At 68.9% G+C, this 26,159-nt stretch carries 24 protein-coding genes; 2 read left to right on the forward strand and 22 right to left on the reverse strand.

Annotated elements, in window-relative coordinates; all coding sequences use genetic code 11:
• Positions 1–418: 418 nt before the first annotated feature.
• Both KAH28_RS11590 and KAH28_RS11595 read left to right on the forward strand, forming a co-directional pair.
• On the forward strand, positions 419–2,098 hold the full coding sequence (locus KAH28_RS11590) for an OmpA family protein (protein ID WP_290576773.1): 1,680 nt from the start codon (positions 419–421) through the stop codon (positions 2,096–2,098).
• 22 nt (positions 2,099–2,120) lie between these two features.
• A complete protein-coding gene (locus KAH28_RS11595; RefSeq protein WP_290576775.1) occupies positions 2,121–2,474 on the forward strand; it encodes a plastocyanin/azurin family copper-binding protein in 354 nt (117 codons plus the stop codon).
• A gap of 641 nt (positions 2,475–3,115) precedes the next feature.
• Here KAH28_RS11595 and KAH28_RS11600 read toward each other — a convergent pair.
• From KAH28_RS11600 to KAH28_RS11705, 22 genes are all read right to left on the reverse strand, one after another.
• Positions 3,116–3,955 carry a PepSY-associated TM helix domain-containing protein gene (locus KAH28_RS11600; protein ID WP_290576776.1) on the reverse strand — a complete coding sequence of 280 codons (840 nt, stop codon included), beginning with the start codon at positions 3,953–3,955 and terminating at the stop codon, positions 3,116–3,118.
• Positions 3,956–4,037: 82 nt separating this feature from the next.
• Positions 4,038–4,664, reverse strand: coding sequence for an FMN-binding protein (locus KAH28_RS11605; protein ID WP_290576777.1), 627 nt, complete (start codon positions 4,662–4,664; stop codon positions 4,038–4,040).
• Positions 4,665–4,834: 170 nt separating this feature from the next.
• Complete coding sequence (locus tag KAH28_RS11610; protein WP_290576778.1) at positions 4,835–5,338, reverse strand: group 1 truncated hemoglobin; 504 nt, start codon at positions 5,336–5,338, stop codon at positions 4,835–4,837.
• A gap of 82 nt (positions 5,339–5,420) precedes the next feature.
• Positions 5,421–6,464, reverse strand: coding sequence for a DUF3034 family protein (locus KAH28_RS11615; protein WP_290576779.1), 1,044 nt, complete (start codon positions 6,462–6,464; stop codon positions 5,421–5,423).
• Positions 6,465–7,026: 562 nt separating this feature from the next.
• Positions 7,027–7,890 (reverse strand): SDR family oxidoreductase, encoded by an 864-nt coding sequence (locus KAH28_RS11620; protein WP_290576780.1) that lies wholly within the window; start codon positions 7,888–7,890, stop codon positions 7,027–7,029.
• A gap of 80 nt (positions 7,891–7,970) precedes the next feature.
• Complete coding sequence (locus tag KAH28_RS11625) at positions 7,971–8,912, reverse strand: FAD-binding protein (RefSeq protein WP_290576781.1); 942 nt, start codon at positions 8,910–8,912, stop codon at positions 7,971–7,973.
• Between the two features lie 33 nt (positions 8,913–8,945).
• A complete protein-coding gene (locus KAH28_RS11630) occupies positions 8,946–9,692 on the reverse strand; it encodes an electron transfer flavoprotein subunit beta/FixA family protein (protein WP_290576782.1) in 747 nt (248 codons plus the stop codon).
• A gap of 134 nt (positions 9,693–9,826) precedes the next feature.
• Positions 9,827–11,485, reverse strand: a complete 1,659-nt coding sequence (locus KAH28_RS11635) for an electron transfer flavoprotein-ubiquinone oxidoreductase (protein ID WP_290576783.1) — start codon at positions 11,483–11,485, stop codon at positions 9,827–9,829.
• 118 nt (positions 11,486–11,603) lie between these two features.
• The gene (locus tag KAH28_RS11640; protein WP_290576784.1) at positions 11,604–13,397 is read right to left on the reverse strand and encodes an acyclic terpene utilization AtuA family protein; all 1,794 of its coding nucleotides are present in this window, start codon (positions 13,395–13,397) and stop codon (positions 11,604–11,606) included.
• A gap of 102 nt (positions 13,398–13,499) precedes the next feature.
• A complete protein-coding gene (locus KAH28_RS11645) occupies positions 13,500–14,042 on the reverse strand; it encodes a phosphatidylglycerophosphatase A (RefSeq protein ID WP_290576785.1) in 543 nt (180 codons plus the stop codon).
• Between the two features lie 44 nt (positions 14,043–14,086).
• Positions 14,087–15,013, reverse strand: coding sequence for a thiamine-phosphate kinase (gene thiL, locus KAH28_RS11650; protein WP_290576786.1), 927 nt, complete (start codon positions 15,011–15,013; stop codon positions 14,087–14,089).
• 19 nt (positions 15,014–15,032) lie between these two features.
• A complete protein-coding gene (gene nusB, locus KAH28_RS11655; protein ID WP_290576787.1) occupies positions 15,033–15,500 on the reverse strand; it encodes a transcription antitermination factor NusB in 468 nt (155 codons plus the stop codon).
• On the reverse strand, positions 15,497–15,994 hold the full coding sequence (ribH, locus tag KAH28_RS11660; RefSeq protein ID WP_290576789.1) for a 6,7-dimethyl-8-ribityllumazine synthase: 498 nt from the start codon (positions 15,992–15,994) through the stop codon (positions 15,497–15,499). The genes nusB and ribH overlap by 4 nt, the downstream gene beginning before the upstream one ends.
• Before the next feature lie 36 nt (positions 15,995–16,030).
• Positions 16,031–17,185: a bifunctional 3,4-dihydroxy-2-butanone-4-phosphate synthase/GTP cyclohydrolase II gene (gene ribBA, locus KAH28_RS11665; RefSeq protein ID WP_366918177.1), complete on the reverse strand. Its 1,155-nt coding sequence runs from the start codon at positions 17,183–17,185 to the stop codon at positions 16,031–16,033.
• A gap of 14 nt (positions 17,186–17,199) precedes the next feature.
• Complete coding sequence (locus KAH28_RS11670) at positions 17,200–17,802, reverse strand: riboflavin synthase (RefSeq protein WP_290576793.1); 603 nt, start codon at positions 17,800–17,802, stop codon at positions 17,200–17,202.
• Positions 17,803–17,804: 2 nt separating this feature from the next.
• The gene (gene ribD, locus KAH28_RS11675) at positions 17,805–18,920 is read right to left on the reverse strand and encodes a bifunctional diaminohydroxyphosphoribosylaminopyrimidine deaminase/5-amino-6-(5-phosphoribosylamino)uracil reductase RibD (RefSeq protein ID WP_290576795.1); all 1,116 of its coding nucleotides are present in this window, start codon (positions 18,918–18,920) and stop codon (positions 17,805–17,807) included.
• Positions 18,921–18,995: 75 nt separating this feature from the next.
• Entirely contained in the window at positions 18,996–19,517 is a 522-nt protein-coding gene (nrdR, locus tag KAH28_RS11680; protein ID WP_290576797.1) for a transcriptional regulator NrdR, read from the reverse strand.
• A gap of 30 nt (positions 19,518–19,547) precedes the next feature.
• Positions 19,548–20,834: a serine hydroxymethyltransferase gene (gene glyA, locus KAH28_RS11685; RefSeq protein ID WP_290576799.1), complete on the reverse strand. Its 1,287-nt coding sequence runs from the start codon at positions 20,832–20,834 to the stop codon at positions 19,548–19,550.
• A gap of 68 nt (positions 20,835–20,902) precedes the next feature.
• Positions 20,903–22,000, reverse strand: coding sequence for a quinolinate synthase NadA (gene nadA, locus KAH28_RS11690; RefSeq protein ID WP_290576801.1), 1,098 nt, complete (start codon positions 21,998–22,000; stop codon positions 20,903–20,905).
• 45 nt (positions 22,001–22,045) lie between these two features.
• On the reverse strand, positions 22,046–23,716 hold the full coding sequence (locus tag KAH28_RS11695; protein ID WP_290576803.1) for a hypothetical protein: 1,671 nt from the start codon (positions 23,714–23,716) through the stop codon (positions 22,046–22,048).
• A complete protein-coding gene (aspS, locus tag KAH28_RS11700; protein WP_290576805.1) occupies positions 23,713–25,506 on the reverse strand; it encodes an aspartate--tRNA ligase in 1,794 nt (597 codons plus the stop codon). The genes KAH28_RS11695 and aspS overlap by 4 nt, the downstream gene beginning before the upstream one ends.
• A gap of 89 nt (positions 25,507–25,595) precedes the next feature.
• Positions 25,596–25,955, reverse strand: coding sequence for a zinc ribbon domain-containing protein (locus KAH28_RS11705; RefSeq protein ID WP_290576807.1), 360 nt, complete (start codon positions 25,953–25,955; stop codon positions 25,596–25,598).
• Positions 25,956–26,159 lie beyond the last annotated feature (204 nt).

Raw genomic sequence — 26,159 nt, forward strand, 5'->3', positions numbered from 1 at the left:
TCCGGTAATGCACGGCCCGTGCCAACCGCCCGGCCGCGGCGGAGCCCCGGTGGGGCGCGGGTCGCCGCGCGCGCCGGGCACGGTAGCGGTGCATGCACGGAATCCGTGCCCCACGTTAAGACGCCGTTGCGCCAATACGACACGCCCGGCGGCTGCCATGCCGTGCGCCACTCGGCGCGGAAGGCCTGCAGTGGCCTGACGGGACGCACTCTGGCACAGGCCTTGCTTGACTCTCCCGTACGCGGCATGCAGCGGCATGTCACTGCGGTCTTGCGGCCACCGTCGGTCGCACATATTGGGATAACGCCGTCCATCCCGTGCCGGGCTCCGGTACGCGATGGACTTTTTTTTGCTCGTTTCATGCGGCGCGCCGGCGCAGGAAAGACGCAACGACCGCCGCCACAAGGGAGGGAGAAGCATGCGCCATCCGGGGATCCCCACACGCGGCCCGATCCGCTCTTCGCTGCTTGCAGCCGGCCTCGCCGCCATGGCGGCGCACGCGCCCCTGGCGGGCGCCGATGTCCGGGAGCACAACTACTTCACGCCGATGCTGTCGTACGCCCTGGCCGATGACGACCGGCTCACCGACGATGGCTTCGGCGGCGTCATCGCACTGGGTTCGCGCTTCTCGCCCTACCTAGGCGCCGAGATCCGCGGCAGTTATCTGACCTTCGACAGCGACGAGGAAGAGCGCGGACTCGTCTGCGGTCTGCTGAACACTTGCCCGCAGGTCGACGACACCGAGCTCTACGGCGGCGGCATCGGCCTCAACCTGTATCCCTTCGCGGGCGGCCTCTATCTGCATGTCGACGCCATGGCGGGCACGCACGCGCAGTACCACGGCGGAGTCGGCTACGAGTTCGGCGGCGCATCCGGGATGTCCCTGGTCGCCGAGGCGCTCTATCACATGAGCGAGGACTACGACGACACGCGCTTCAACCTGGGCCTCAAGTTCCCGTTCGGCGCATCCGCCGAGCCGGCGCCCGAGCCCGAACCCTACATGCCGCCGCCCGCGCCCGAACCGGTGCGCGTGGTCGAGCCGCCCGACTGCGAACTGCCCGCAGGCACCGGTGAGCCCATCGACTTCGCGGGCTGCGAGATCGGCGACACCATCGTGCTGGAAGGCGTCAACTTCGATTTCGACAGGGCGACGCTGACCCCGGAGTCCACCGAACTGCTCGACCGGGTCATCGACGCCCTGCTGGCGCGCCCCGACATCAAGATCGAGGTACGCGGACATACCGACAGCATGGGCTCGGACAGCTACAACGAGGCACTCTCCGATCGCCGTGCCCACTCGGTGATGCGCTATCTGCAGGAAGGCGGCATCCCGTCGAACCGCATGACCGCGCGCGGCTTCGGCGAGTCCGAGCCCATCGCCGACAACGACACCGAGCTGGGCCGCTCGCGCAACCGACGCGCCGAACTCTACATCTCGGACGCCAACCCGCCCGAGAGCGGCACGACCACGGCACCGGCGCGCGCCGCCCCGACCATGGGTGACGAGGTCGTCATCCGGGACGGCGCCTTCCAGCCCAACGAGCTGTACGTCACGCCCGGTACGCGCGTGAAGTGGCAGAACGAGACCAGTAGCAGCCAGACGGTCGAGTTCTTCGGCGACTCCGCGAGCTACCGGATTCCGCCCGGCGACTTCTACAGCAAGGTCTTCGACCGGGTCGGCACCTACTCCTACGCATCGGGGATCTACCCGGAGATGGAGACCGCGCGGATCATCGTCAAGCACGCCGAGGACATGCCGACCGCATCACCGGCACCCGCCCCGGCCCCCGACGCCGCGGAGGACGACACCGTCGATGCGGTCGACGCCGCCATGGCGCAGAGCGGCGGCGCCGGCCGGACTGTCCGCATCGAGGGCTACTCCTACGTCCCGGCCACGATCACCGTTCCCGCCGGGACCACGGTGACGTGGCAGAACAGCCCGGACAACCGTTCACACACCGTTTCGTCGCTGCCCGGCGGCGAGAGTGGTGCGCTGGCACCGGGGGCGAGCTTCTCGATGACCTTCGACACCCCCGGCACGTATCCCTACGGATGCGATTTCCATTCGGCGATGAGCGGCACCGTCGTCGTCGAGTAACCCGCCAACCGGAGAAACCGCTTTGCGCAATACCCGTCCGCCCCCCCGAGCACCGCTTCGCCGCCAGGGCCTCGCCCTGGCGGTGGGGCTCGCGACCATCGCCGGAACCGCTGGCGCGGCTTCCGGCAAGACCGCCGAAGTGGAGATCGTCGACTTCATGCGCTTCGACCCACTCGTGATCGAGGTCGAGCCGGGCACCACGGTGACCTGGACGAACTACGACGGCTCCAACCACTTCGTCAATGTCGACGGCGCCACCAGCCCGCGGCTCAAGATGGAGTCGAGCTGGTCGCACACCTTCAACGAGCCCGGCACCTACACCTTCAAGTGCAACATCCACCACAAGATGAAGGAAGGCACCGTGATCGTGAAATAGCCCTGAGCGACGGCCCTCATCGGGCCGCCGACCAGGATCCTCTCCGGTCGCGCCGGGCACCCCGCCCGGCCGACCGCCATGTCTCTCCCGGTCGACGCAGGTTCCCCATGCATCGACCCTTAGCCCCGCAACCGCGGGGCTCTTTTTTGGGCAACCGCCGCACGCCGCAGCTGCGACACCCGGCAGGCGTCCCGGGAGCAAGCTTACCCCCGCGCGATCCCGCCGCACCAGTCCGTGCGCCAGCGGCACCCGCGGATCCCGGCCCGGGCTCCCTCCCGGCATTGACGCAGCCTCGCCGCGCCCGGAGGCACGGGGATGCGGGGTCGTCGAACGGACGGACCCGGCCGCGCGCTGACGGGCGATCCGATGGCGGGGTTCCGACGATGACCGGCAGGAAGCCGAGGGCGCGCGACGTCAGCCGCGCACAGCGGTGATCGAGACGGTTGCGCATCGCGCCGGACCGGCATGCGAGCAGGCATTCGGGGGAAGCGGGATGTCCGCTCCCGGGCCCTGCGCACACGCCCCCGCCGGCATCGGCACCAGCATCGGCAGCAACGAAAAGACCCCGCCCTTGAAGGGACGGGGTCCGTCGGTCGCATTCGGGCGCAGCGGCGGCGATCACGCCGCCGCCACGGGTTCGCTCAGGAACGCCGACGTCGGTTCATGCGCCAGTACATCCAGACGCCGGTGATGCCCAGCACGATGGCGAGCACGCCGACAATGTTCACGACCCACTTGCCGAAGTCGCCGAAGATCTGCCCGCTGTGCACATCCAGCAGCACGCGTTCGACCGACATGCTGGGTTGCGAGAACGGCATCAGCGCCTCGCGCTCGGCCTCGGCGAGCGCTTCCGCCTCGGACCACCGGACGTCGGCAACGTCGTCCGCGGGCTGCCAGGTGAAGCCACCGTCGGTGCTGGCGTAGGCGTCGTCGGCACCCGCCACCACCACGGCGCCGTCGGCGTCGCGCGTGCCCAGACGCCGCGGTTCGGAGACCGGCAGGACGGGAGAACGCAGCTCGTCGTAGATGGCGCCTTCCTCGGTGAGCACGACCACCGAGCTGCGCGTGGCGATGAACAGCAGGGCCTGTTCGGGTCCCTCTCCCACCGCCATGCCGTGCGGATCGTTCATGGCGTACTCGACGGCTTCGCCGTTCAGCACGATCGCATCGCCCGCCTTGGTGATCCAGTGTCCGCCCGCCTTGTAGCCCTCCTGCGGGGGCACCGCGCTCAGCCCGTACAACCCGTTGGTCACCCAGGGCCAGTCGATGCGCAGCGTGTCATAGCCCCACGGCGCGCTCTGGTTGATGAGCAGCCCGGTCGCACCGAGCCAGGTCATGAACAGGAAGGCCGCCAGACCCGCGCGCTGATGCCACTTGCGCAGCTTCATGGTGAGGTTCTGACGCGGCCGCGCCGGGCGCTGCCGCGACGACGCGTTGCCGGTCACGCGGTCGCGGAACTGGCGTAGGGGTTTGGGAATCACGGTGCGCATTCTGGATCGGGCGGTCGAGTGCGCCGTCTCCGGGGCGGCGCCTGAGGTCGCGGTGTTGCTGTCGGGCATGGCGCTACGGCACCAGCTGGTCGAAGACGATCGCGGTCCGGGCCATGCGCTCCATCATCTCCACCGAGCGGGTGGCACCGGTGATGTTGTCGATGGGCTGGTCGAGGCCCTTGCCCTCGGCACGACCGCCGATGAGCTGATTGAGGAAGGAAGGCTCGCCAACCTCCTCGCCGCGCGACTCGCGATAGGTGAGCACGCGTGCGGCGACGATCTCGCCGTCCTTCACCACGAAGCCGCAGGTCGTGGGCTGATAGCCCTCCTTGCCGACATCGTCGAAGATCCAGGCGGTACGCGCGCCGTCGGTCCAGTAGCGCAGACGCGGCTTGGGGAACGGCCGCGTGAACACTTCGCGGACCTGCTGCTGCTTGCCGCTGTCCAGCGTCAGGACCTGGGGCGCGGGCACATCGGAACCGAAGTGCTCCGCGAGGAACTCTTCGGGTTCCTGGAAATAGATGTAGAACTCGAACTTCTCCTCGGCGGCACTGGTGTTGGTCACGATGTCGGCGAGCATGATGACGGTGGCCATGCACAGTGCGGCGACTGCTGCCAGATCGAACGCCCCGAGGCGCCCTCTGTTGGTGCATTCCTGCGGTGCGGCACTGCGTGCAGCGCGCTTGGATTGATAACGCATGTTCCCTCCCGGTCGGTGAACGCGTTGTCTTGTGAAGGTTCCCGCACGTCCTACGACATCGCACCGGCCCGGATCCGCCGGCCTGTATCAGCCCGGTCGGCGGTCCGGACCGGTGCGCTGCGTATCGCTGGCCGGCGGCAGACGGCACGCCTGCCGCCGGATGGGACCTGCTAGTTGGTGACGATATCGAAGGTGAAGGGCGCGAGCGCAGCGATGAGCTGGTTGCACTCGTAGTAGTGGTAGTTGACGCGCTCGCATGCGTTGTAGGCGGCTTCCACCACGGCGTTGAACTCCTCCATCGTGATCTGCAGATCGGCGTGGGCGGCGGCCATGCTGGCACCCATGTACTCGTTGCCCTTGCCCAGGACACGCTGCTCGAGCTGCGTGTTCAGGGCGATCTGCCGCTCGATGTGGCCGAACTCATTGAAGATCGGGGCGATGCGGTAGTCGAGTAGGATGTAGTGGAACAGCGCCTGAACCCAGGCGTTGATGCCGGCCTCGCCACCCATGTCCTCGACGATGCCGTCGGGGATGCCGAACGGCGGGGTCTTGGCCTTGCCGCTCTCGGTGAACCGGTCGTCGCCGGGGTCCTGGGCCAGGGCCGGTGAGCTCGCCAGTGCGAGGCTCAGCGCGACCGCGGTCAACATGCTGCGGAAAAGCGGTTTGATGCTCATGAATGCAACTCCTGATGATCGGAAGGGATCATGTCGGTTGAAGGGCGGGCACCCCGCACCGCGCGGGGGGCCCGGGTCTGCGCTAGAACGTGGCGTGCAGCGAGACGTAGAAGCCGTGCTGCTCCGGGGTCAGGGTGATGTTCCCGAGCATCGCGTAGGCCATCGTGATCGAGTAGTTCTTGCTGGGCGCGAAGGCGAAGAAGACGTCGACCCAGTCGCTCTCGTCCTTCTGGGTCAGGGCGTCGCCCAGATCCAGATTGAGACCATCCAGCAGATTGGTGACCGCCGTCAGGTCGATCCCCAACAGCTGGATACTGCGCTGGTCGAGGTTGTCGCCGTGCTGGGCATACTCCACGCCGATCGCCATGCGCTTGTTCAGCAGGTGCGCGATGGAGCCTTCGAGGCGGACCTCCTTGTCGTTGTCGTCAGCGCGACCGATGCCGTTCTGGTGGCCGAAGCCGGTCAGACCCGTCTGGTTGGCAGAGGTGTAGCGCGCCGTGATGTTGAACAGCGTGCTGATCGGGAAGAAGATCTTGGTCGCTGCGATGTAGCCCTCCCAGTCCTCGGACTCGGCAGCACCCAGCGTATTGAGCAGCTGCTCGTTGTCGTTGGACTTCCAGAAGCCGCCGATGGCGACCTGCGGGATCAGGCTGTGCGAGTCGTAGACCGCGTCACCGAAGAGCCGCAGCTTGGCGCCGAAGACGTCCATCTTGATGGTGGTGTTCCACGGCTCGATGCCGGCACCGGCACCATTGAGCGCGCTCAGCACCAGGCCGACGGTGTCGAAGGTGCCGGCGGTGGGCAGGACACTGCGCGTATAGGACAGCTCGAGACGATCGTAGAAGCCGATCTGGGCGCCGATCGTGTTGAGGCTGTAGTCGGGCAGATACGCGAAGGTGTAGCGGATGCCGCCATTGATGCCGTCACGCGTGCCGTAGCCGGCGATCGTGGCCCAGGGGGTGATGCCACCACCACCCGCACCGTCGATCATGCCGACACCGCCGGTGAGTAGCACCTTGCCGTTGTCGTAGAAGCTCCAGGCGGGGCTGGAGCAGAGGGCCAGACACAGTCCGAACAGGAGCGTCCGGGGCGTGATGGTTCGGCGGTTGCCTCTTGCGATAGTCATGTATTTCTCCCTGCTTCCGAAGCGCCGTGGCGCCGTTGTGGTCTGCGTGCCGAAAGGCGTGGCACAAAACAAAAAGTCCGCGCCCGGCTGCTGCCGAGTTCGCGGACTTCGTCGTCGCATGGATCGGCGGCATTGCCGATCCGTTATGGGTTGTCATACGCCCACTCTTGGCGTACGGGTACTTGGAAGCAATGCCCGTGCCAAACGTCACATTGCTGACGTTCAACCTTTTTAAACAGGGGTTTAGATCACCGTCGGCGTCACAGGCGCGCGATCATCCACCACCGCAGGTGACATCCGTCACCCGCTGTCGATGCAGCGTCCAACAGCTGTGCATCGATTGGATGCGGCACCGCACCATGCGAGTGCGGGCGATGGTGCGCGCCCCTGCTGCAGCATTCCGGGGCGGGCCCCGACACCACGCGGGCGCCGAGTCGGGCGTGCCCCGGGCGCCGGCGGCGCCGGGCTCGGCACGGCACGCGGCGCGCCCGCATCACGACGGGGCGTCGGTCAGGGACGGAGCGTGCACCGCGCCCGGGCGCGGATGCGCGCGCCCTCAGTATCAGCCCAGCGCCCTGGGCGCGCGGGCGCGGTGGAAGCCGCGATAGACCGGGCTGCGGTCGTGCTCGGAAAGGGGGAACGCCTTGACGCCGAGCGAGCTGCCGCCGTCGATCTTGATGCAGGTGCCGGTCACGAAGGCCGCGCCCTCGGACAGCAGCCAGCAGATCGCGCTCGACACTTCGGCTTCCTCGCCCATGCGCTGCATCGGTGCAAGCTTGCTCAGGCGCGGGATGACGTCCCTGGCGAAGGCGGGATCGTAGTGATCCATGCCGCTGGAGGCGATGTAGCCCGGCGCCACGGCATTGACCCGCACGCCGCTGGAGGCCCACTCGATGGCAGCGGTCTCGGTGAAGTTGAGCATGCCCGCCCGGGCGGCACCCGAATGGCCCATCCCCGGCATGCCGTTCCACATGTCGGCAATCATGTTCACTATGGCACCGCCCTGCGTCTTCAGGCAGCGGTTGAAGCATTCGCGCGCCATCAGGAAGCCGCCGGTGAGGTTGTTGGCCACCACGGCCTCCCACCCCTTCTTGGAGATCAGCGCCAGCGGCGTCGGATACTGACCGCCGGCGTTGTTGACCAGCCCGTGGATGGCGCCGTTGGCGTCGAGGATGCTCTGGACGGCCGCGCCGACCGCCTCCTCGTCGCGGATATCGAAGGCGGCCGTCGACACGCTGCCGCCATCCTCGCGGATCTCGGCCGCGGTGGCGTCGAGTTTCTCCTGCTTGCGCCCGGTGATGACGACGTGGGCGCCGAGGCTGGCGAGCTCGTGCGCCGTGCAGCGCCCGATGCCGCTGCCGCCCCCGGTGACGACGATGATGCGATCGCGGAACTGATCCGCGGCCAGAACCGAGCGGTAACCCATATGACCCTCTCCCTCAAATCAAAACGCCCCGGCCACAGGGACCGGGGCGTGCATGCGGACCGTCTGCGCGGGGCGCGACCTCAGAGCTTCTCGGTCAACTGCGGCACGACCTCGAACAGATCGCCGACCAGACCGTAGTCGGCGACCTCGAAGATCGGCGCTTCCTCGTCCTTGTTGATGGCGACGATGGTGCGCGCATCCTTGATGCCGGCGAGATGCTGGATCGCGCCCGAGATGCCCGCACAGACGTAGAGCTCCGGCGAGATGATCTTGCCGGTCTGCCCCACCTGCATGTCGTTGGGCACGTACCCCGAGTCGACCGCCGCGCGCGACGCGCCCACGGCCGCGCCGATCTTGTCGGCCAGCTTGTAGATGATCTCGAAGTTCTCGGACGAGCCGAGCGCACGACCGCCGGAGACGACGCGCGCGGCGGACTGCAGGTCCGGGCGATCCGACTTGTGCACTTCGAGCCCCTCGAAGCGGGTGTGGGACGGCAGCTCGGCCTCGACGCTGGCGGCCTCGACGGCGGCGCTGTTGTCGGCCGCCACCGGCTGGAAGGAGGCCAGACGCACGGTGCCGCAGATCATCGGCTCGGCCGGGGCCTCGACGGTGATGATCGCGTTGCCGGCATAGATCGGCCGGTCGAAGCTGTTGGGGCCATGCACGGCCATGATGTCGGTCACCTGCGGCACGCCCAGCAGCGCGGCGACGCGCGGCATGAGGTCCTTGCCGAAGGTGCCGTTGGCCACCAGCACATGGCTGTAGCCGCCCTGCTGGGCGAGCGCCACGATCTGCGGCGCCAGGGTCGCGGCCATGGGATGCGCGTTGGCCGGGTTGTCGACCACCAGCACCTTGCTCACGCCGGCGAGCTTGGCGGCCTCCTCGGCGATGGCCTGGCCGGCCTCGGCGAAGACGGCGACCTCGATATCACCACCGATCTGCCCGGCGCAGTCCAGCGCCTTGGCGACGCCGCTGCTCAGCTGGCCCTCGGTGTGTTCGGCAATCAGAAGAATCTTGCTCATGATGATTTCCTTGACGTTCGGTGTGCCAGCGCCTCAGACCAGGCCCTTGGCCTTGAGCTTCTCGACGAGCTCGTCGACGGTCTTGACCATCTCGCCCTTGCTGCGCTCGGGCGGCGGCGCGGTCTTGGTGACCTTGATCGACGCTGCGGCCTCGACGCCCAGCTCATCCAGGCTGGAGGCATCGATGGGCTTCTTCTTCGCCTTCATGATGTCCGGCAGCTTGAGATAGCGCGGCTCGTTGAGGCGCAGGTCGGTGGTGATGACGGCCGGCAGATCGATGTCCAGGGTCTCGAGACCGGCGTCGATCTCGCGCGTCACCCGCGCCTTGCCGTCGCTCACCTCGAGCTCCGAGGCGAAGGTGGCCTGCGCGATGCCGAGCAGCGCAGCGGTCATCTGACCGGTCTGGTTGGCATCGTCATCGATGGCCTGCTTGCCCATCAGGAAGAGATCCGGGGTCTCCTTCTCGAACACGGCCTTGAGCGCGCGCGCGGCGGTCAGCGGCTCGACGGCGTCCTCGGTCTTGACATGGATGGCACGGTCCGCGCCGAAGGCAAGCGCGGTGCGCAGCGTCTCCTCGGCCTTGGCACCACCGATGGTGACGGCGACGATCTCGGTGACGGTGCCCTTCTCCTTGAGCCGCATGGCTTCTTCCATGGCGATCTCGTCGAAGGGGTTCATCGAGTGCTTCACCCCGTCGGTGACGACACCGGAGCCGTCACCCTTGACCTGAATCCGCACGTTGTAGTCGACAACGCGCTTGACGCTGACCAGAGCTTTCATGAATGACCTCGTTTCTCTGCTGATTGCAAAAGCGATGCGTCACGGAACTCGCGGATGCGTGCGGGCGGGCCGTTTCGTGTCGCCCCACGCCCCGGATCCCGTGGCGATTGCCGTGGCTGATATGGGTTGCGCAGTTACATCGCCCCATAGTTGGGGCCGCCGCCGCCCTCCGGCGCGACCCAGGTGATGTTCTGCGCGGGATCCTTGATGTCGCAGGTCTTGCAGTGCACGCAGTTCTGCGCGTTGATCTGGAACCGCTTGCTGCCGTCGTCGGCGTCGACCACCTCGTAGACACCGGCCGGGCAGTAGCGCTGGGCAGGTTCGTCGAACCGCGGCAGGTTCTCGCCGATCGGAATGCTGGCATCCGCCAGCGTCAGGTGGATCGGCTGATCCTCCTCGTGGTTCGTGCTGGACAGGAAGACCGACGACAGCTTGTCGAAGGACAGCTTGCCGTCCGGCTTCGGGTAGTCGATGCGGGTCGCTTCCGATGCCGGCTTGAGGGCGAGATGATCGGGCTGGCGGTCGTGCAGCGTCCAGGGGGCGTGCCCCCCGAGCAGGGTCTGCTCGATGAAGTTGAAGGCGCCGCCGAAGAACGCGCCGAACTTGTGGATGGCCGGCCCGAAGTTGCGGCTGGCCTTGAGCTCGTCGTGCAGCCAGCTGGCCTCGAATGCCTGCGTGTAGCCGTCGAGCTCGTCGGCGCCCTCGCTGCCGGCGAGCAGGCGCTCGGCGCAGGCGTCCGCGGCCAGCATGCCCGACTTCATCGCGGTGTGGCTGCCCTTGATCTTGGCGAAGTTCAGCGTGCCGGCATCGCAGCCGATGAGGGCGCCGCCCGGGAACACCATCTTGGGCAGCGCGTTGAGGCCACCCTTGGTGATGGCGCGCGCGCCGTAGGAGACGCGCTTGCCGCCCTCGAGGTGGCGCGACATCACCGGGTGATGCTTGAGGCGCTGGAACTCGTCGAAGGGCGAGAGATACGGGTTCTCGTAGGAGAGGTCGACGATCAGGCCGACCGAGACCAGGTTGTCCTCCAGGTGGTAGAGGAACCAGCCGCCCGGATTGTCGTCGTCCAGCGGCCAGCCGGCGCCGTGCACGACCAGGCCCGGCTCGTGCTTGTCGGGCTGGATCTCCCAGAGCTCCTTGAGCCCGATGCCATAGTGCTGCGGATCGCGCCCGGCGTCGAGATCGTACTGGTCGATGAGCCGCTTGCCGATGTGGCCGCGGCAGCCCTCCGCGAACAGCGTGTACTTGGCGCGCAGCTCCATGCCGGGCGCGTAGTCGTCCTTCTCTCCGCCGTCGCGCGCCACGCCGAGGTCATTGGTGACGATGCCGCGCACGACACCGTCCTCGATGATGGCGTCCTGCGCCGCGAACCCCGGATAGATCTCGACGCCCAGGGCCTCGGCCTGCTCGCCGAGCCAGCGGACCACCTTGCCCAGCGAGACGATGAAGTTGCCGTGGTTGTGCATCGTGCGCGGCACGATGGCGTTGGGCAGCTTCGATGCCTTCTCCTGCGTCTTCAGCAGGTACATCTCGTCGCGCGTCACCGCGGTGTTCAGCGGTGCGCCGCGGTCCTTCCAGTCGGGGAAGAGCTCGTTCAGCGCGCGCGGCTCGAAGACCGCTCCGGAGAGGATGTGCGCTCCGACCTCGGAGCCCTTCTCGACGACGCAGACATTGATCTCCTGCCCGGCCGCCTCGGCCTTCTGCTTGAGGCGGCAGGCCGCCGACAGGCCGGCCGGGCCGGCGCCGACGACGACCACGTCGTATTCCATTACATCGCGTTCGACTTCTGACATGCGTAGTTCCGATCGTGGCGGCGCCGGGCGTCCGCGCCGCGCCCCCATTGACGTTCCAGCCGCCGATTGTAACGCGGCCGCCGCCGCGACCCCGCTACCCTGTCGAGTAGCGCTGGCGTCAGAGCCCTTCGAGCAGGCCGGCCGGCACCTTCACCGGCTTGTCGAGCAGCATCTGACCGAAGGCCTTGCCCTGCGGATCGGTGCGCAGACTCGCCGCGCCGCCGCCGCCCAGCGCATGGCGCAGCAGGAAGTTCAGGCTGTGGGAACCGGGCAGGTACCAGCGCGCCACGCTTCCGCGCTCGGCATCGAGCAGGTGCGCGTAGTAGTCGCGCACGCCCGCCTCGTCGAGCGCCGCGGCGATCCACGGGAGCAGCTCGGGACGGCGCGCGATGACGCCGACATTGGCGTGATCCCCCTTGTCGCCGGAACGCGCGAAGGCCACGCGCATCAGCGGGACTTCCTGCAGATCCGCGGCGTCGCCGGGGGCCGGCGGATCGACCGCATCGGGCGCACTGCCGGGAGCATCCGCTGCCGGAATGGCAACCGTCTCGCGCCGATCGTCGATCGCGATCTCCACCGGCACCTTGTCCTTGTCGACCAGCGTCGAGAACAGTGCGGGCACCATGTGCGGCTGCGGCCTCCCGCCGAAGTAGCCGGTGAAGCCCGGCGCCATGCCGGTGGCGGCCTGCGCGATTTCGCGCGAGAACAGCTGCACGGCCTTGGGATTGCCGTGGCGCACCGCGATCTTGACGATCACTTCCCGCGTGTCGCGGGCGCCGTCGCGCGCATGCGGCCCGTAGCTCTCCTCGGCACCCACCGCGTGCACGTCGACACCCTCGAAATCGCCCCAGCCCTTCTCCGCGAGCTGACCGCGCACCTTCTCCACGATGCCGCGGGCGACGGCGTGCCCCTTCTCGGCCGCGCGCGGGCCGCCCATCATGAACAGCGCCGCGCAGCGCATGCCGGCCGGATAGGTCGCGCTCACCTTGTACTGGCCGGTCGGCGCGCGGCCGCGGGCACCGTGCAGCGCGACCCGGTCGGGGCCGACCTGCTCGGCGGTGACGCCGCTGAAGTCGCAGATCACATCGGGCAGGTAGTAGCTGCGCGGATCGCCGATCTCGTAGAGCATCTGCTCGAGCACCGTGCCGGGGGTGACCATGCCGCCGGTTCCCTCCGGCTTGGTGATGACCATGCTGCCGTCGGCCGCCACCTCCGCGATCGGAAAGCCCATGTTGGCGTAGCCGTCGGCCACCAGGTGCCAGTCCGTGAAGTTGCCGCCGGTGCACTGCGCGCCGCATTCGATGATGTGGCCGGCGAGCGAGCCGGCCGCGAGCCGATCATGATCATCGGCCGTCCAGCCCAGCTCGTGCATGAGCGGCCCGAGCACCACCGCCGAATCGACGCAGCGGCCGGTGACCACGATGTCGGCGCCGGCGGCCAGCGCCTGCGCGACCGGCAGCGCGCCGAGGTAGGCGTTCATCGACACCAGCGAATCGGGCAGCGCGGCGCCCGACTCGAGCTCGGTGACACCGGCGAACTCCTGCTTGCGCGGCATCAGGTCATCGCCCAGAACGACGGCGACCCGCAGCGACACGCCGGCATTGTCGAGCACCGCCTCCAGCGCCTTCTTGCAGGCCAGCGGATTGATGCCGCCGGCATTGGCGACGACCTTGATCCCGCGCTCGGCGATCTCGGGCGCCAGCTCGCCCATGACGTGCTTCACGAAATCGTTGGCGTAGCCCTCGTCGGGATCGCGCATGCGCTTGGCGGCGAGGATCGACATCGTCACTTCGGCCAGATAGTCGAAGACGAGGTAATCAATGTTTCCGCTTCGGACCAACTGCCGCGCCGCGGTGTTGGTATCGCCCCAGAAACCGGAGGCGCAGCCTATGCGCACTGTCTTGTCGGTCATTTCAACTGTCTCCTGCGGCTATCGACGGAACCCCGAGATTACACCCAAACGGCTGAACGCGCGTTCACAACTGTCCGCCGCGAGCGGAAATGGTAAACCTCGTTACCAGTTCATGGCCCCCATCAACACGTGCAGCACGAGCCAGCTCAGGACCCCCGCGATGACGCCCGCGACCAGATCGTCGAGCATGATGCCGAAGCCCCCGCCGACGCGCGCATCGATCCAGCTGATCGGCCAGGGCTTGGCGATGTCGACGATCCGGAACGCCACGAAGACCACCGCGAGCTTCACCCAGAGCGGACCGGCCACCCAGCCGAGCGCGGGGAGGATGGGCAGCGCCGCCACGCAGTAGCCGACCATCTCGTCGAACACGATGCCCGGGTGGTCATGCACACCCAGGCGCCGACTGCTGACCGAGCACAGATAGATCCCGAGCGCCGACAACGCCAGCAGCGCCACCGCGTAGGCGCGCACGTGCAGCCAGCTCAGCGCCAGGAAGAGCACGACCCCCGGCAGGGTTCCGAAGGTGCCCGGCGCGACCCGCGACAGGCCGCTCCCGAAGCCGAAGGCCAGGATGTGCACCGGCGAGGAAAGGATCAGCCCGGGGGGAAAGCGCACCACCCGCCGCCGCTCGGCCTCACGCATGCCGCCACTCCGTCCTCGGTGCGCGGCAATGCTGTATCGAGCTTTCAGAAATGACGATAACCCCCTGATTCCATGAATGCCTCCGTGCCATCGGCGCGCAGCAGGCGCACCGTCTTCGCGGTGGTGAAGCGCCCCACCACGGTGAGGGAGGTGGCGACCCCGCGGCAGCGGGTCACGGCGGTCTCGACCACCTCGGGCGCCAGCGCCACCGCCAGCTCGTAATCGTCGCCGCCCGTTGCCTGCCAGGCAAGCCGTGTGTCGTCGTCCGGATAGGCGGCCAGCGCGTCGGAGCACGGCAGCAGATCGGCGCGGATCACCGCCCCGACGCTGCTCGACGCGCACAGGTGCCCGGCATCGGCGAGCAGCCCGTCCGACACGTCGATCGCCGCGCGCGCCAGTCCGCGCAGCGCCCGCCCGGCCGCTAGCCGGGCCGTCGGGCGGTGCAGGCGTTCGCGCAGCGCCGGATCGTCCGCACCGGCGAGCGCGGCAGCGGCGTCGCCGAGCGTCCCGGTGACGCACAGCAGATCGCCGGCGCGCGCGCCGCAGCGGCGCAGCGCCCCGCCCGCCTCGACACTGCCCACCGCGGTGATGGTGATCGCCAGCGGGCCGCGCGTGGTGTCGCCGCCTGCGAGCGGCACGCCGGTGGCCCCGGCCGCCCGGCGCAATCCGTCCGCGAAGGTGTCGAGCCAGGGGCCGTCGAACGCCGGCAGCGTGAGCGCCAGCAGGAAGCACTCGGCTTCCGCGCCCATCGCGGCGAGATCGGACAGATTGACGTTGAGGGCCTTCCAGGCGATCCCGGCGGGATCGTCGTCGGGCAGGAAGTGGCGGCCGCTCACCAGCGTGTCGCAGCTGAGCGCGATCTCGCGACCCTCGGGCGGCTGCAGCAGCGCGGCGTCGTCCCCCACGCCCAGCGTCACGGCACCGGAAGCCGGCGCCGCGAAGTGGCGGCGGATGAGGTCGAACTCGTTCACGGCCGCGCCGCGCGCGGCATCAGAGCCCGGCGCGCATGTGCTCGGAGCGCACATCGTGCGCGACACGGTCCAGCACGCCGTTGACGAACTTGTAGGACTCGTCGACGCCGCCGAACATCTTGGTGAGGTTGACCGATTCGTTGACCACCACCCGCCACGGTACGTCCGGCTTGGCCATGAGCTCGTAGGTGCCCACCATGAGGATGGCGCGCTCGGCGGGGTCGAGCTCCGCCAGTGCGCGATCCAGGTGCGGCACGAAGGTCTGCGTGATGTGCGCCGCGTCGGCGGTGATCGCGCGCAGCAGCTCGTCGAAGTAGGTGCCGTCGGCACGCCCCAGGCCGGGTTCCTCGCGGAATTCCCGCAGCAGCTGCTCGGCGGGCGCCTCGTTGACCAGCCACTGGTAGAGCGCCTGCACGGTCAACCGGCGCGCCAGACCGCGCCGGCTCTGGCCCTGCGGCTTGCCGCCGCCGCGCTCGGCGTCGCTCACGGCGCGTCTACCTCCCATTCGAAGCGGATCATCTCCAGTACCGCCTGGGCGGCCTCGCGGCCCTTGTTGTCCTCGCCCTCGCCGGCGCGCTCGAGCGCCTGATCCTCGGTATTGACGGTCAGCACGCCGAAGCCCACGGCGAGCGCGTGGCGCAGCATGACGTCCTGCAGGCCGCGCGCGCATTCGCCGGCGACGAAGTCGAAGTGCGGCGTATCGCCGCGGATCACCGCGCCGAGCGCGACGATGCCGTCGAAGTGCTTGCCGCGCGCCAGGTGCTCGCAGGCCAGCGGCAGCTCGTAGGCACCGGGCGCGCGGTAGACGCGGATGTTGTTCTCGGCGACGCCCCAGTCATGCAGCGCGCCGAGCGCGCCCTCGACCAGTGCGTCGACCACCTCGGCATTCCAGCGCGTGGCGAGCACCGCCACCCGGGTGTTGGCGAACTCGCCTTCCGAGGGCGCCGGCGGCGCGTGGTAACCCGTCTTGATATCGGACATCGTGTTCTTCTTGCTTGTGGCTGGTGCGCCGTCGGCTCAGTCGCAGGGCACGTACTCGGTGACCTCGAGATCGAAGCCCGACAGCCCCTGCATGCGCTTGGGCGCCGACAGCACGCGCATCCGGCGCACGCCCAGATCGGACAGGATCTGGGCGCCGATGCCGTAGGTGCGCAGCACCTGCTCGTGGTCGTGCCCGGTCGTGATCGGCACGCGCTCGTGCGCGCTCAGGCTCAGCTCCTGGATCTGCTGGGCGAGCTCGCGCGGGGTCTCGGGCTTGCGGAGCAGCACCAGCACCCCGTTGTCCTCCTCCGCGATGCGCTGCATCGCGCGACGCAGGGGCCAGCCGAAATCGGGATGCTGCACGCCCAGCGTGTCGGCCAGGGTGTTGCGCAGGTGCACGCGCACCAGCGTCGGCGTATCGGGCGTGATCTGCCCGCGCACCAGCGCGAGATGCACGGTGTTGTCGGCCGAGTCCTCGAAGCTGATCAGGCGGAACGGACCGAACTCGGTGTCGATGCGCGACTCCGCCACCCGCTCGACGCTGTGCTCCTCGCGCAGCCGGTAGCGGATCAGGTCGGCGATGGTGCCGATGCGCAGGCCGTGCTCGCGGGCGAAGACCTCGAGATCGGGCCGACGCGCCATGGTGCCGTCCTCGTTCATGATCTCGACGATCACCGATGCCGGCTCGAGCCCGGCCATGCGCGCGAGATCGCAGCCCGCCTCGGTGTGGCCGGCGCGCGTCAGCACGCCGCCCGGCTGCGCCATCAGCGGGAACACGTGTCCGGGCTGCACCAGGTCCTCGGGCGTGGCCTCGGGCTTCACGGCAGTGCGGATGGTGTGCGCGCGGTCGAAGGCCGAGATGCCGGTGGTGACGCCCTCGGCGGCCTCGATCGAGACGGTGAACGCGGTGCGGTGGGCATCATCGCCGTGCGCCACCATGGGCGGCAGGCGGAGCTGGCGGCAGCGCTCGGGCGAGAGCGTCAGGCAGATCAGGCCACGCGCATGGCGCGCCATGAAGTTGATGTCCTCCGGACGCACCTTCTCGGCCGCGATGATGAGGTCGCCCTCGTTCTCGCGGTCCTCGTCGTCCATGATGACGACCATCTTGCCCGCGCGCATGTCGGCGAGGACATCGCCGATGTCGTCGAGGCCGTTCTCGGCGCGGCTGCCCTGCTCGATCTCCGCGGTCATGTCGTGCGGCTTGTTCATGTTGCGTCGCCCGCGGCCAGCAGCCGCTCGGTATATCGTGCGATGAGGTCGACCTCGATGTTGACGGCGGCCCCCGTTTCGGTGGCGCCGAGCGTGGTGTGGCGCCATGTGTGGGGCACGATGTTAACGCCAAAGCGGGTGTCATCGACGTCGTTGACGGTCAGGCTGATGCCGTCGACGCATACCGAGCCCTTGCGCGCGATGTAGCGCGCCAGCGGTGCGGGCACCTCGATCTCCAGGCGCCAGCTGCGCGCGTCCTCGCGTCGGTCGACGATGCGCCCCACCCCGTCGACGTGGCCCGAGACCAGATGCCCCCCCAGCGGCTTGGCGAGGGTCAGCGCCGGCTCCAGATTCAGCGGACGCCCGACGGCCCAGCCGCCGGCCGTGGTGGCGTCGAGCGTCTCCACCGACACGTCGGCCTCGAAGCTGTCGCCGCCGAACGCCACCGCGGTCAGGCAGATGCCCGACACCGCGATACTGTCACCGATGGCCGCGCTGTCGAGGAACCCCGCTGGCGTGCCGATCTCGAGACGCCGGTCGCCGCCGTCGTCGCGAACCGCGCGGAGCTCTCCCAGCGCCTCGATGATGCCCGTGAACATGTCTACTCCTCGTCGGGGGCCGCGGTGACCGCGGCCCGGATGCGCAGATCGGCGCCCACCATGCGGACGTCCTCCCACTGCAGCAGGCGCCGCTGCGCCAGCCGCTCGATGCCCGGCAGCGCCGCCAGGGGCCGTGCGCGGTCGCCCAGCAGGCACGGCGCCTGATAGAGCAGCAGCTCGTCGACCACGCCGGCATCGAGCAGCGCGCCGGCCAGTGCCGGGCCGCACTCCGCCAGCACGTCGTTGATCCCTGCTTCGCCGAGCGCGATGAAGGCAGCCGGCAGATCGACGTGATCACCGCTCAGCGGCACCCGCAGCACCGACACTCCGGCCGCCGGTGCGACGCGGGCATCGCTGCCGACCAGCCACCAGCGCGGCGTGCCGTCGTCGTCGAACACGCGTGCGCCCGGATCGGCGACACCGCGGGCATCGAGCACGATGCGGTCGGGCTGCCGGCAGGGCGCCTCCAGGCGGGCGGTGAGGCGCGGATCATCGTCCCGCACGGTGCGCGCGCTGGTCAGCACGGCGTGGTGGCGCGCGCGCGCGCGATGCACGTCCCGGCGCGCGGCCGTATCGGTGATCCACTGCGATTCGCCGCTCGCCATGGCGGTACGGCCGTCCAGGCTCGCGGCCAGTTTCAGGGTCACGAAGGGTCGCCCCCGCTCCAGCCGCTGCACGAAGCCGCGGTTGAGGGCACGCGCCTGCGCCGCCATCAGTCCGCTCTCGACGCGGATGCCCGCCTCGCGCAGGCGCGCCAGCCCGCCCCCGGCAGTGCGCGGATCGGGATCCGGGTGCGCCGCCACCACGCGCGCCACGCCCGCGGCAACCAGCGCATCGGCGCACGGCGGGGTCCGGCCGGTGTGCGCGCACGGCTCGAGTGTCACGAAGACCTCGGCGCCGTGCGCCGCATCGCCCGCCGCGGCAAGCGCTTCGGCCTCGGCGTGCGGCGCGCCGGCACGGGCGTGGAAGCCCTCGCCGACCACCGCGCCGTCGCGCACGATGACGCAGCCCACCGCCGGATTGGGATGGGTCGCGCCCTGCCCGCGCCGCGCCAGACGCAGCGCGCGCGCCATGTGGCGGGCGTCGGTGGCGGAGAAGCCATCGGGCGATGCGCTCACGCCGCCTCCGCGCCCCGGACCGTTCCGGCCGGAGACACCGGGGCAAGTCGCGGCGCGGCGAACACGCGCCGGGGATCAGTGCGCGGTGTCATCGCCACCATCGGTCCCGATCAGCGGAATCTGGCTCCGCCGCAGCTCGGCGGTGGGCGCGCGCTCGAGACGCTCGATCTCCTCGCGGAAGGCCTGCGCGTCGTTGAACTGGCGATACACCGACGCGAATCGCACATAGGCGACGTGGTCGAGATCACGCAGCTCCTCCATCACCCATTCGCCGACCCGGCGCGCCGGCACGCTGCGCTCGCCCACGGTGCGCAGCTTCTCGACGATATGGTCGATGCTCTGCTGCAGACGCTCGTCGGAAACCGGCCGCTTGTAGAGCGCCCGCGCCATGCCGCGGCGCAGCTTCTCCTCGTCGAAGGGCTCCAGTCGCCCGCCCGACTTCTCCAGCGGCGGCACCGGGAGATGCGCGCGCTCGTAGGTGTTGAAGCGCTCACTGCATTCCGGGCACTCGCGGCGACGGCGGATCGACGAACCGTCGTCCGCCGTCCGCGAGTCCACGACGCGGGTGTCGGCGTGCCGGCAGTACGGGCACTGCACGGAGTCAGCCGCCCCGCGCGTCGCGCCGCATCAGGCGGCAGCGCGACGGGTGTCGCCGTACACCGGAAAGCGCGCGCAGAGCTGCTCCACCTGCCCGCGCACGCGGGTGATGGCGTTCTCGGCGTCGTCGCTGGCGATGGCATCGATGATGTCGGCGATCCAGCCGGCGATCTGGGCCATCTCCTCGGTGCCGAAGCCGCGCGTCGTCGAGGCGGGCGTGCCGATACGCAGACCGGAGGTCACGAAGGCGGAGCGCGGATCACCGGGCACGGCATTCTTGTTGACCGTGATGTGCGCGCGGCCGAGCGCTTCCTCGGCATCTTTGCCGGTGACATCCGTGGCCACCAGGTCGAGCAGGAAGAGATGGTCGTCGGTGCCGTCGGAGACCACCTTGTAGCCGCGTTCCTTGAACACGCCGGCCATCGCCTGGGCGTTGGCTACGACCCGCTCCTGGTAGCCGCGGAAGTCCTCGGAGAGCGCCTCGCGGAAGGCCACCGCCTTGGCGGCGATGACGTGCATGAGCGGGCCGCCCTGCATGCCCGGGAACACGGCCGAGTTCAGCTTCTTCTGCAGCTTCTCGTCCGCGCCCTTGGCGAGGATGATGCCGCCGCGCGGGCCGCGCAGGGTCTTGTGCGTGGTCGAGGTCACGACATGCGCGTGGGGCAGCGGCGACGGATAGACGCCCGCGGCCACCAGACCGGCGACGTGCGCCATGTCGACCCAGAACCAGGCACCGACCTTGTCGGCGATGGCGCGCATGCGCGCCCAGTCCTTGACGCGCGAATAGGCCGAGAAGCCGCCGATGAGGATCTTGGGCTTGTGCTCGACGGCCTGCTTCTCCATGGCGTCGTAGTCGATGAGACCGGCGGTCTCGTCGATGCCGTAGGCGACCACGTTGTAGTGCTTGCCGGAGAAGTTGGCGGGATGCCCGTGGGTGAGATGGCCGCCGTGATCCAGGCTCATGCCCATGATGGTGTCACCGGGCTGGGCCAGCGCCATGAACACGGCGGCATTGGCCTGGGCGCCGGAATGCGGCTGCACGTTGGCGTAGTCGCAGTCGAACAGCTCGCGTACGCGGGCCAGCGCCAGCTGCTCGGCAACGTCGACGTGCTCGCAGCCGCCGTAGTAGCGCTTGGACGGATAGCCCTCGGCGTACTTGTTGGTCAGCACCGAGCCCTGCGCGGCCATGACGGCCGGGCTGGCGTAGTTCTCGGAAGCGATGAGCTCGATGTGCGCTTCCTGCCGACCGGCTTCGGCCGCTACGGCGCGGGCGATTTCCGGATCGAACTCGGCAAGGCTGGGCGCGTTCTTCCACATAAGATTGATTCTCCTTGGGTTATGAGGCAGACCGGATGCGTGTGGCCGCGAACGAGCGCGGCAGCGGTCTACTTGGCGATGGCGAGCATCCGGTCCAGCGCCTTGCGCGCCGGCTCCGCCACGTCCTGCGGCACCTGGATGCGATTCACCGTATTGCCCACCACGAGATTCTCAAGGGTCCATGCCAGGTGCTGGGGATCGATGCGGAACATCGTCGAGCACATGCACACCATCGGCGACATGAACTGCACGCTGACGCCCTTGGGCTTCATCTCCGCAGCGAGGCGGTTGACGAGATTGAGCTCGGTGCCCACCAGCCAGTGCGTGCCGGGCTCGGAGGCATGCACGGTGTTGAGAATGGTTTCGGTGGAACCGACGTAGTCGGAGGCCAGGCAGACCTCCAGTGCGTTCTCCGGATGGCTGATCACCCTGCCCTCCGGATGCTGCTCCCGGAACCGGCCGATGTGATCCGGCTGGAACATCTGATGGACCGAGCAGTGGCCATTCCAGAGAATGACGCGGGCATCGCGGATCTGCTCCGCCGTCAGCCCGCCCATCGGCTTGGTGAAGTCCCACACCACCATCTGCTCGAGGGGCACGTCCATGTTGTAGGCTGTCCAGCGACCGAGATGCTGGTCGGGGAAGAACAGCACCTTCTCGCGGCGCTCGAAGGCCCACTCGAGCACGCCGCGGGCGTTGGTCGACGTGCAGACGATACCGCCATGGCTGCCGCAGAAGGCCTTCAGATCGGCCGCCGAGTTGATGTAGGTGACCGGCGTCACCGTCTCGTCGGGGTCGAGCACTTCGGCCAGCTCGCGCCAGCAGGTCTTCACCTTGGCGAGATTGGCCATGTCGGCCATCGCGCAGCCGGCCGCCAGATCGGGCAGCACCACCGTGCGCTGACCAAAGGTCACGATGTCGGCGACCTCGGCCATGAAGTGCACGCCGCAGAAGACGATGAACTCGGCATCCGTGGCAGCCGCCTGATGGGCGAGCTTGAGGGAATCGCCGGTCAGGTCGGCGTGCCGGTATACCTCTTCGCGCTGGTAGTGGTGACCGAGCAGCACGGCACGTCCGCCGAGCTGCTCCTTGGCGGCCCGGATGCGTGCGTCGCACTGCCCATCATCAAGAAGCGCGAACTCGTCGAGTTGCAAGGCTGCTGCCACGGTCAGACCTCCTCGCTGCCGGATGGCTTCGCTGCAGTCATCGCCCTATTGTAAGTCAGCGGCGTTCTCCACGGAGGCGCAGTCCACCCGCTCGACAACCCGGACGATGAGCTCGTCCTCGATGACGAAGGTCTCTTCCTCGCCATTGTCGACATCGTCGAAGCCGGGCAGCGCCGTCGACTGGATGAGCACGGCGCGCACGCGTTCCTCGTCGCCGACCTCCCCGATCGCGGTGATGGTCCCGGCGCGGCGCTGGGTCGAGAGCCTGGTGCGATCGACGACCTCGACGACGGGGTTTGCTTCCTCTGCATCGTCATTGCCGGCGCCATCCTCGGCGTTGATCGGCTCGTCGCCCACTCGGTAGTTGATCTCGCGATCAATGCGGCGCGTGACCTCAGCCTTGCTGCCATCCTCGAGCGCGATGCGCAAGTCGCCCTCGACGCCCGGCTTCACGCTGCAGTCCTGGGGCACTTCCAGCACGCGATCGCCGTCGTCGTTGCGCGGCACCTGCCAGCGCAGCGCGTCGACCCGGCCGGGGCGCACCGTCAGCGAGAGCGGGTCGGCATCGACCTGGGTCGGGTCGGCCTCGCCTTCCTCGAGATCGGCGTCGTCGGCGGGATCCTGGTCGAAGCTGGCGTTGGCGGTGCCGGTACCACCGCTGCCCTCGGCGTCACCGACCGCGCCGTCGCCGTCACCGGTGCCGTCGCCCGCTTCCTCCTCGTCGTCGTCGTCCTCGAGACCGGACAGGCCGAGCACCAGGCTGTTGCCTCCGGCCGCCGGTTCCGGGAAGAGAAGCAGGTTCTGGCTGTCCTCCGACGCCGAGAAGCGCGCCTGATTGGAGAGGTCGAGCGTGCTGCCGTCGTCGAATACTGCGGTCGCCGTCAGCAGATCGGACAAACCGATGACCAGCGGCTGGCCGTCGTCGTTGGGGCGCGACACCTGTAGCTCGGCGATGTCCGCGACGCGGAACTCGCGCTGGAAGCTGCGATCGCAGAGTTCGAAGTCGAGTTCCACGCGCTGGGCCGTGGCGGCCTCGAGGGCGCGGATCGCCACCCGGCTCTGGGTGGGCTCGACCCGCGCGGCCTCGCTCTCCTCGCCGCTGTTGACGTCGGTGAGAGACAGGGACGCCGCGGTCGCGACCGACAGCGTCTGGCCGTTCACGGTCGCCTCGCTGACGACCTCGGCGAAGCTGTTGGGCGCCAGCACATCCGGAAAGTCGACGAAGGGATCGATCGCCCCCAGCGCCTGGACCTCGACCGGAATCTCGGCACTGAAACTCGAGTAGTTCACCGTGATGGTGGCGCTGCCCGGCGCAACCGGCACGATCGCGCCGCGCGGGAAGACCTGGTCGGGGTTGCCGAGAAAGGGAATGTCGCGGTTGGAGACGCGCACCACGGATTCGTCCGAGCTGCGGTACACGACGTTCTCGCTGCGGCGCGTGATGTTCTCGCGCGCACCGCTGTCGAACTCCAGGATCACGCTCATCGCCGCCGGCAGGCATTCCGCGATCCGGAACGGCTCGCCGTCCTCGAAGCGCTCCTGCGCCGCCTCCGCCTCGCGCGTCGACAGGCCGGTGCCGCTGAAGTCCGGCTGGATGGTGATGCCGGTGGGCGCGACGCCCTCGCCGACCGCGTCGCAGCCGGCGAGCAGGCCGGCCGTCAGCAGCGCCGTGCCGGCCGTCAGCCATGCCCGGTGCGTGCGGGATTCGCGCATCATGAACTCTCCGTTGCCGTGGTTGCCGCAGCCGGAGCAAGGCTGCGCAGTGACAGCTCGCGCAGGGACGCCGGATCGACGCGCCCGGGGGCGTCGGTCAGCGGGCAGTGCGCGGTCTGCGTCTTGGGGAAGGCGATGACCTCGCGGATGGAGTCGGCACCCACCATGAGCATGACCAGCCGGTCGATGCCGAAGGCGATGCCGCCGTGCGGCGGTGCACCGTAGCGCAGCGCCTCGAGCAGGAAGCCGAACTTCTCGCGTGCCGATTCGGCGTCGATGCCCAGAATGCCCAGAACCGCCTCCTGCATCTCGCGCCGGTGGATGCGGACCGAGCCACCCCCGATCTCGACGCCGTTGAGGACCATGTCGTAGCCCTGAGACAGGCAGCTGGCGGGATCGTTCTGGACCTCGGCCGGATCGTCGGTCTGCGGCGCGGTGAAGGGGTGGTTGCTGGCGAACCAGCGCTTGTCCTTGTCATCCCATTCGAACATCGGCCAGTCCACCACCCAGAGCGCGCGCCAGCCGGCCTCGACCATGCCGAGATCGGCCGCCACCTTCTGGCGCAGCGCGCCCAGCGCGTCGCAGACGACATTGAAGCGATCGGCGCCGAAGAACAGCAGATCGCCGTCGGCGGCGCCGCTGCGTTCGACGATGCCGGCCAGCGCCTCGTCCGACAGGTTCTTGATGATCGGCGACTGCAGGCCCTCGCGACCGGCGGCGACGTCGTTGACCTTGATCCATGCCAGACCGCGCGCCCCGTACTGGCCGACGAACCTGGTGTACTGGTCGATCTGCCCGCGGCTCACCGAGCCGCCGCCCGCCACGCGCAGCACCGCGACGCGCGATCCGGGGTCGTTGGCGGGCCCGGCGAAGACCTTGAAGTCGCAGTCCGCGACCAGGTCGGCGATGTCGACCAGTTCGAGCGGGTTGCGCAGGTCGGGCTTGTCCGAGCCGAAGCGACGCATGGCCTCGGCCCAGCTCATGTGCGGCATGTCGCCGAGATCGACATCGAGCACGTCGCGGAACAGGCCGCGGATCATGCCCTCCATCAGGACCATGATGTCCTGCTGCGTGCAGAAGCTGGTCTCAACGTCGAGCTGGGTGAACTCGGGCTGGCGGTCGGCGCGCAAATCCTCGTCGCGGAAGCAGCGCGCGATCTGGTAGTAGCGGTCCATGCCGCCCATCATCAGCAGCTGCTTGAACAGCTGGGGCGACTGCGGCAGCGCGAAGAAGCGCCCGGCGTGCGTGCGCGAGGGCACCAGGTAATCGCGCGCGCCCTCGGGCGTGGCACGGGTCAGCACCGGTGTCTCGACCTCGACGAAGCCGTTGTCGTCCAGATAGCGACGCAGCGTCGAGACCGCGCGGTGGCGCAGGCGCAGGTTGTGCTGCAGGCCGGACCGGCGCAGATCGACCGTGCGATGGCGCAGACGCACATCCTCGCCGACGTTCTCGTCCTCGGGGTAGAACGGCGGCGTCTCGGCGCGGCTCAGCGTCTCCAGACCGGTGCCCAGCACCTCGATCTCGCCGCTCGCCATGTCCGGGTTGACCGTCCCCTCGGGGCGGCGACGGACGCGCCCGGTGATGCGCAGCACGTACTCCGGGCGCACCCGCTCGGCCTCGGCGAAGATCTCCGGGCGATCCGGGTCGAACACCACCTGCAGCAGACCTTCCCGGTCGCGCAGGTCGACGAAGATCACGCCGCCGTGGTCGCGGCGGCGGTGCACCCAGCCGCAGACGGTGACCTCGGAGTCGACCAGGGTCGCATCGACCTGGCCGCAGTAATGAGAACGCATGAATCGGGTCCGGAGAATCGCGAGCCGCGCATTGTAGCGGTGCTGCAACGCGCGTGAGCGGGCGCCGGGCCCCGGCCCCGACCGGGCGATCAGGCGGCGCTGGTGCTGGCGGCGCTCGAACCGGTGCTCGAACCGCTGTCCGAGGACTTGGCGGCTCCGCCGTCCGAGGCCTTCGTGCTGCCGCTGTCCGAGCTGCCGGCGCCGCCATCGTCGGACTTGCCGCCCGACGACGTGCCGGTACCGTCGGAGGCGACATTGCGGCGCTTGTCGGACTTGAAGTCGGTCTCGTACCAGCCGCCGCCCTTGAGACGGAACCCGGCCGCCGAGATCAGGCGCTCCATGGTCTGGTCGCCGCAGACCTCGCAGGCGACCTCGGGCTTGTCGTTGATGCCGTGCAGGACTTCCTTCTCGGCGCCGCACTTGGCACAGCTGTATTCGTAGAACGGCATGACGCTGGGTCTCTCGCTCGAGCGCCCGATGGCGCGACAAAGGGCGAATGAGGGCCGCGGCCGGAAAATCAAGGCCCGCCCTCCTTCGGCGGCTATTGTGCCGCAAGCGGACCGGCACCACCGCCCGCACGGAGCCGGACGCCCGAACCCGACCGACGGACGGGACAGCATTTGCCAAGCGCCGATGCCGGGTGCACTGTTCCG

This window comes from Algiphilus sp., assembly GCF_023145115.1.
GTDB lineage: Bacteria > Pseudomonadota > Gammaproteobacteria > Nevskiales > Nevskiaceae > Algiphilus.

Excerpts from the sequence above, each read along its gene's own strand:
- KAH28_RS11590 (WP_290576773.1), top strand. The coding sequence starts at position 419 with ATGCGCCATCCGGGGATCCCCACACGCGGCCCGATCCGCTCTTCGCTG.
- KAH28_RS11605 (WP_290576777.1), bottom strand. The coding sequence starts at position 4,664 with ATGCGTTATCAATCCAAGCGCGCTGCACGCAGTGCCGCACCGCAGGAA.
- KAH28_RS11610 (WP_290576778.1), bottom strand. The coding sequence starts at position 5,338 with ATGAGCATCAAACCGCTTTTCCGCAGCATGTTGACCGCGGTCGCGCTG.
- KAH28_RS11615 (WP_290576779.1), bottom strand. The coding sequence starts at position 6,464 with ATGACTATCGCAAGAGGCAACCGCCGAACCATCACGCCCCGGACGCTC.
- KAH28_RS11620 (WP_290576780.1), bottom strand. The coding sequence starts at position 7,890 with ATGGGTTACCGCTCGGTTCTGGCCGCGGATCAGTTCCGCGATCGCATC.
- KAH28_RS11625 (WP_290576781.1), bottom strand. The coding sequence starts at position 8,912 with ATGAGCAAGATTCTTCTGATTGCCGAACACACCGAGGGCCAGCTGAGC.
- KAH28_RS11630 (WP_290576782.1), bottom strand. The coding sequence starts at position 9,692 with ATGAAAGCTCTGGTCAGCGTCAAGCGCGTTGTCGACTACAACGTGCGG.
- KAH28_RS11635 (WP_290576783.1), bottom strand. The coding sequence starts at position 11,485 with ATGTCAGAAGTCGAACGCGATGTAATGGAATACGACGTGGTCGTCGTC.
- KAH28_RS11640 (WP_290576784.1), bottom strand. The coding sequence starts at position 13,397 with ATGACCGACAAGACAGTGCGCATAGGCTGCGCCTCCGGTTTCTGGGGC.
- KAH28_RS11645 (WP_290576785.1), bottom strand. The coding sequence starts at position 14,042 with ATGCGTGAGGCCGAGCGGCGGCGGGTGGTGCGCTTTCCCCCCGGGCTG.
- ribH (WP_290576789.1), bottom strand. The coding sequence starts at position 15,994 with ATGTCCGATATCAAGACGGGTTACCACGCGCCGCCGGCGCCCTCGGAA.
- ribBA (WP_366918177.1), bottom strand. The coding sequence starts at position 17,185 with ATGACCGCGGAGATCGAGCAGGGCAGCCGCGCCGAGAACGGCCTCGAC.
- KAH28_RS11670 (WP_290576793.1), bottom strand. The coding sequence starts at position 17,802 with ATGTTCACGGGCATCATCGAGGCGCTGGGAGAGCTCCGCGCGGTTCGC.
- glyA (WP_290576799.1), bottom strand. The coding sequence starts at position 20,834 with ATGTGGAAGAACGCGCCCAGCCTTGCCGAGTTCGATCCGGAAATCGCC.
- KAH28_RS11695 (WP_290576803.1), bottom strand. The coding sequence starts at position 23,716 with ATGATGCGCGAATCCCGCACGCACCGGGCATGGCTGACGGCCGGCACG.
- aspS (WP_290576805.1), bottom strand. The coding sequence starts at position 25,506 with ATGCGTTCTCATTACTGCGGCCAGGTCGATGCGACCCTGGTCGACTCC.
- KAH28_RS11705 (WP_290576807.1), bottom strand. The coding sequence starts at position 25,955 with ATGCCGTTCTACGAATACAGCTGTGCCAAGTGCGGCGCCGAGAAGGAA.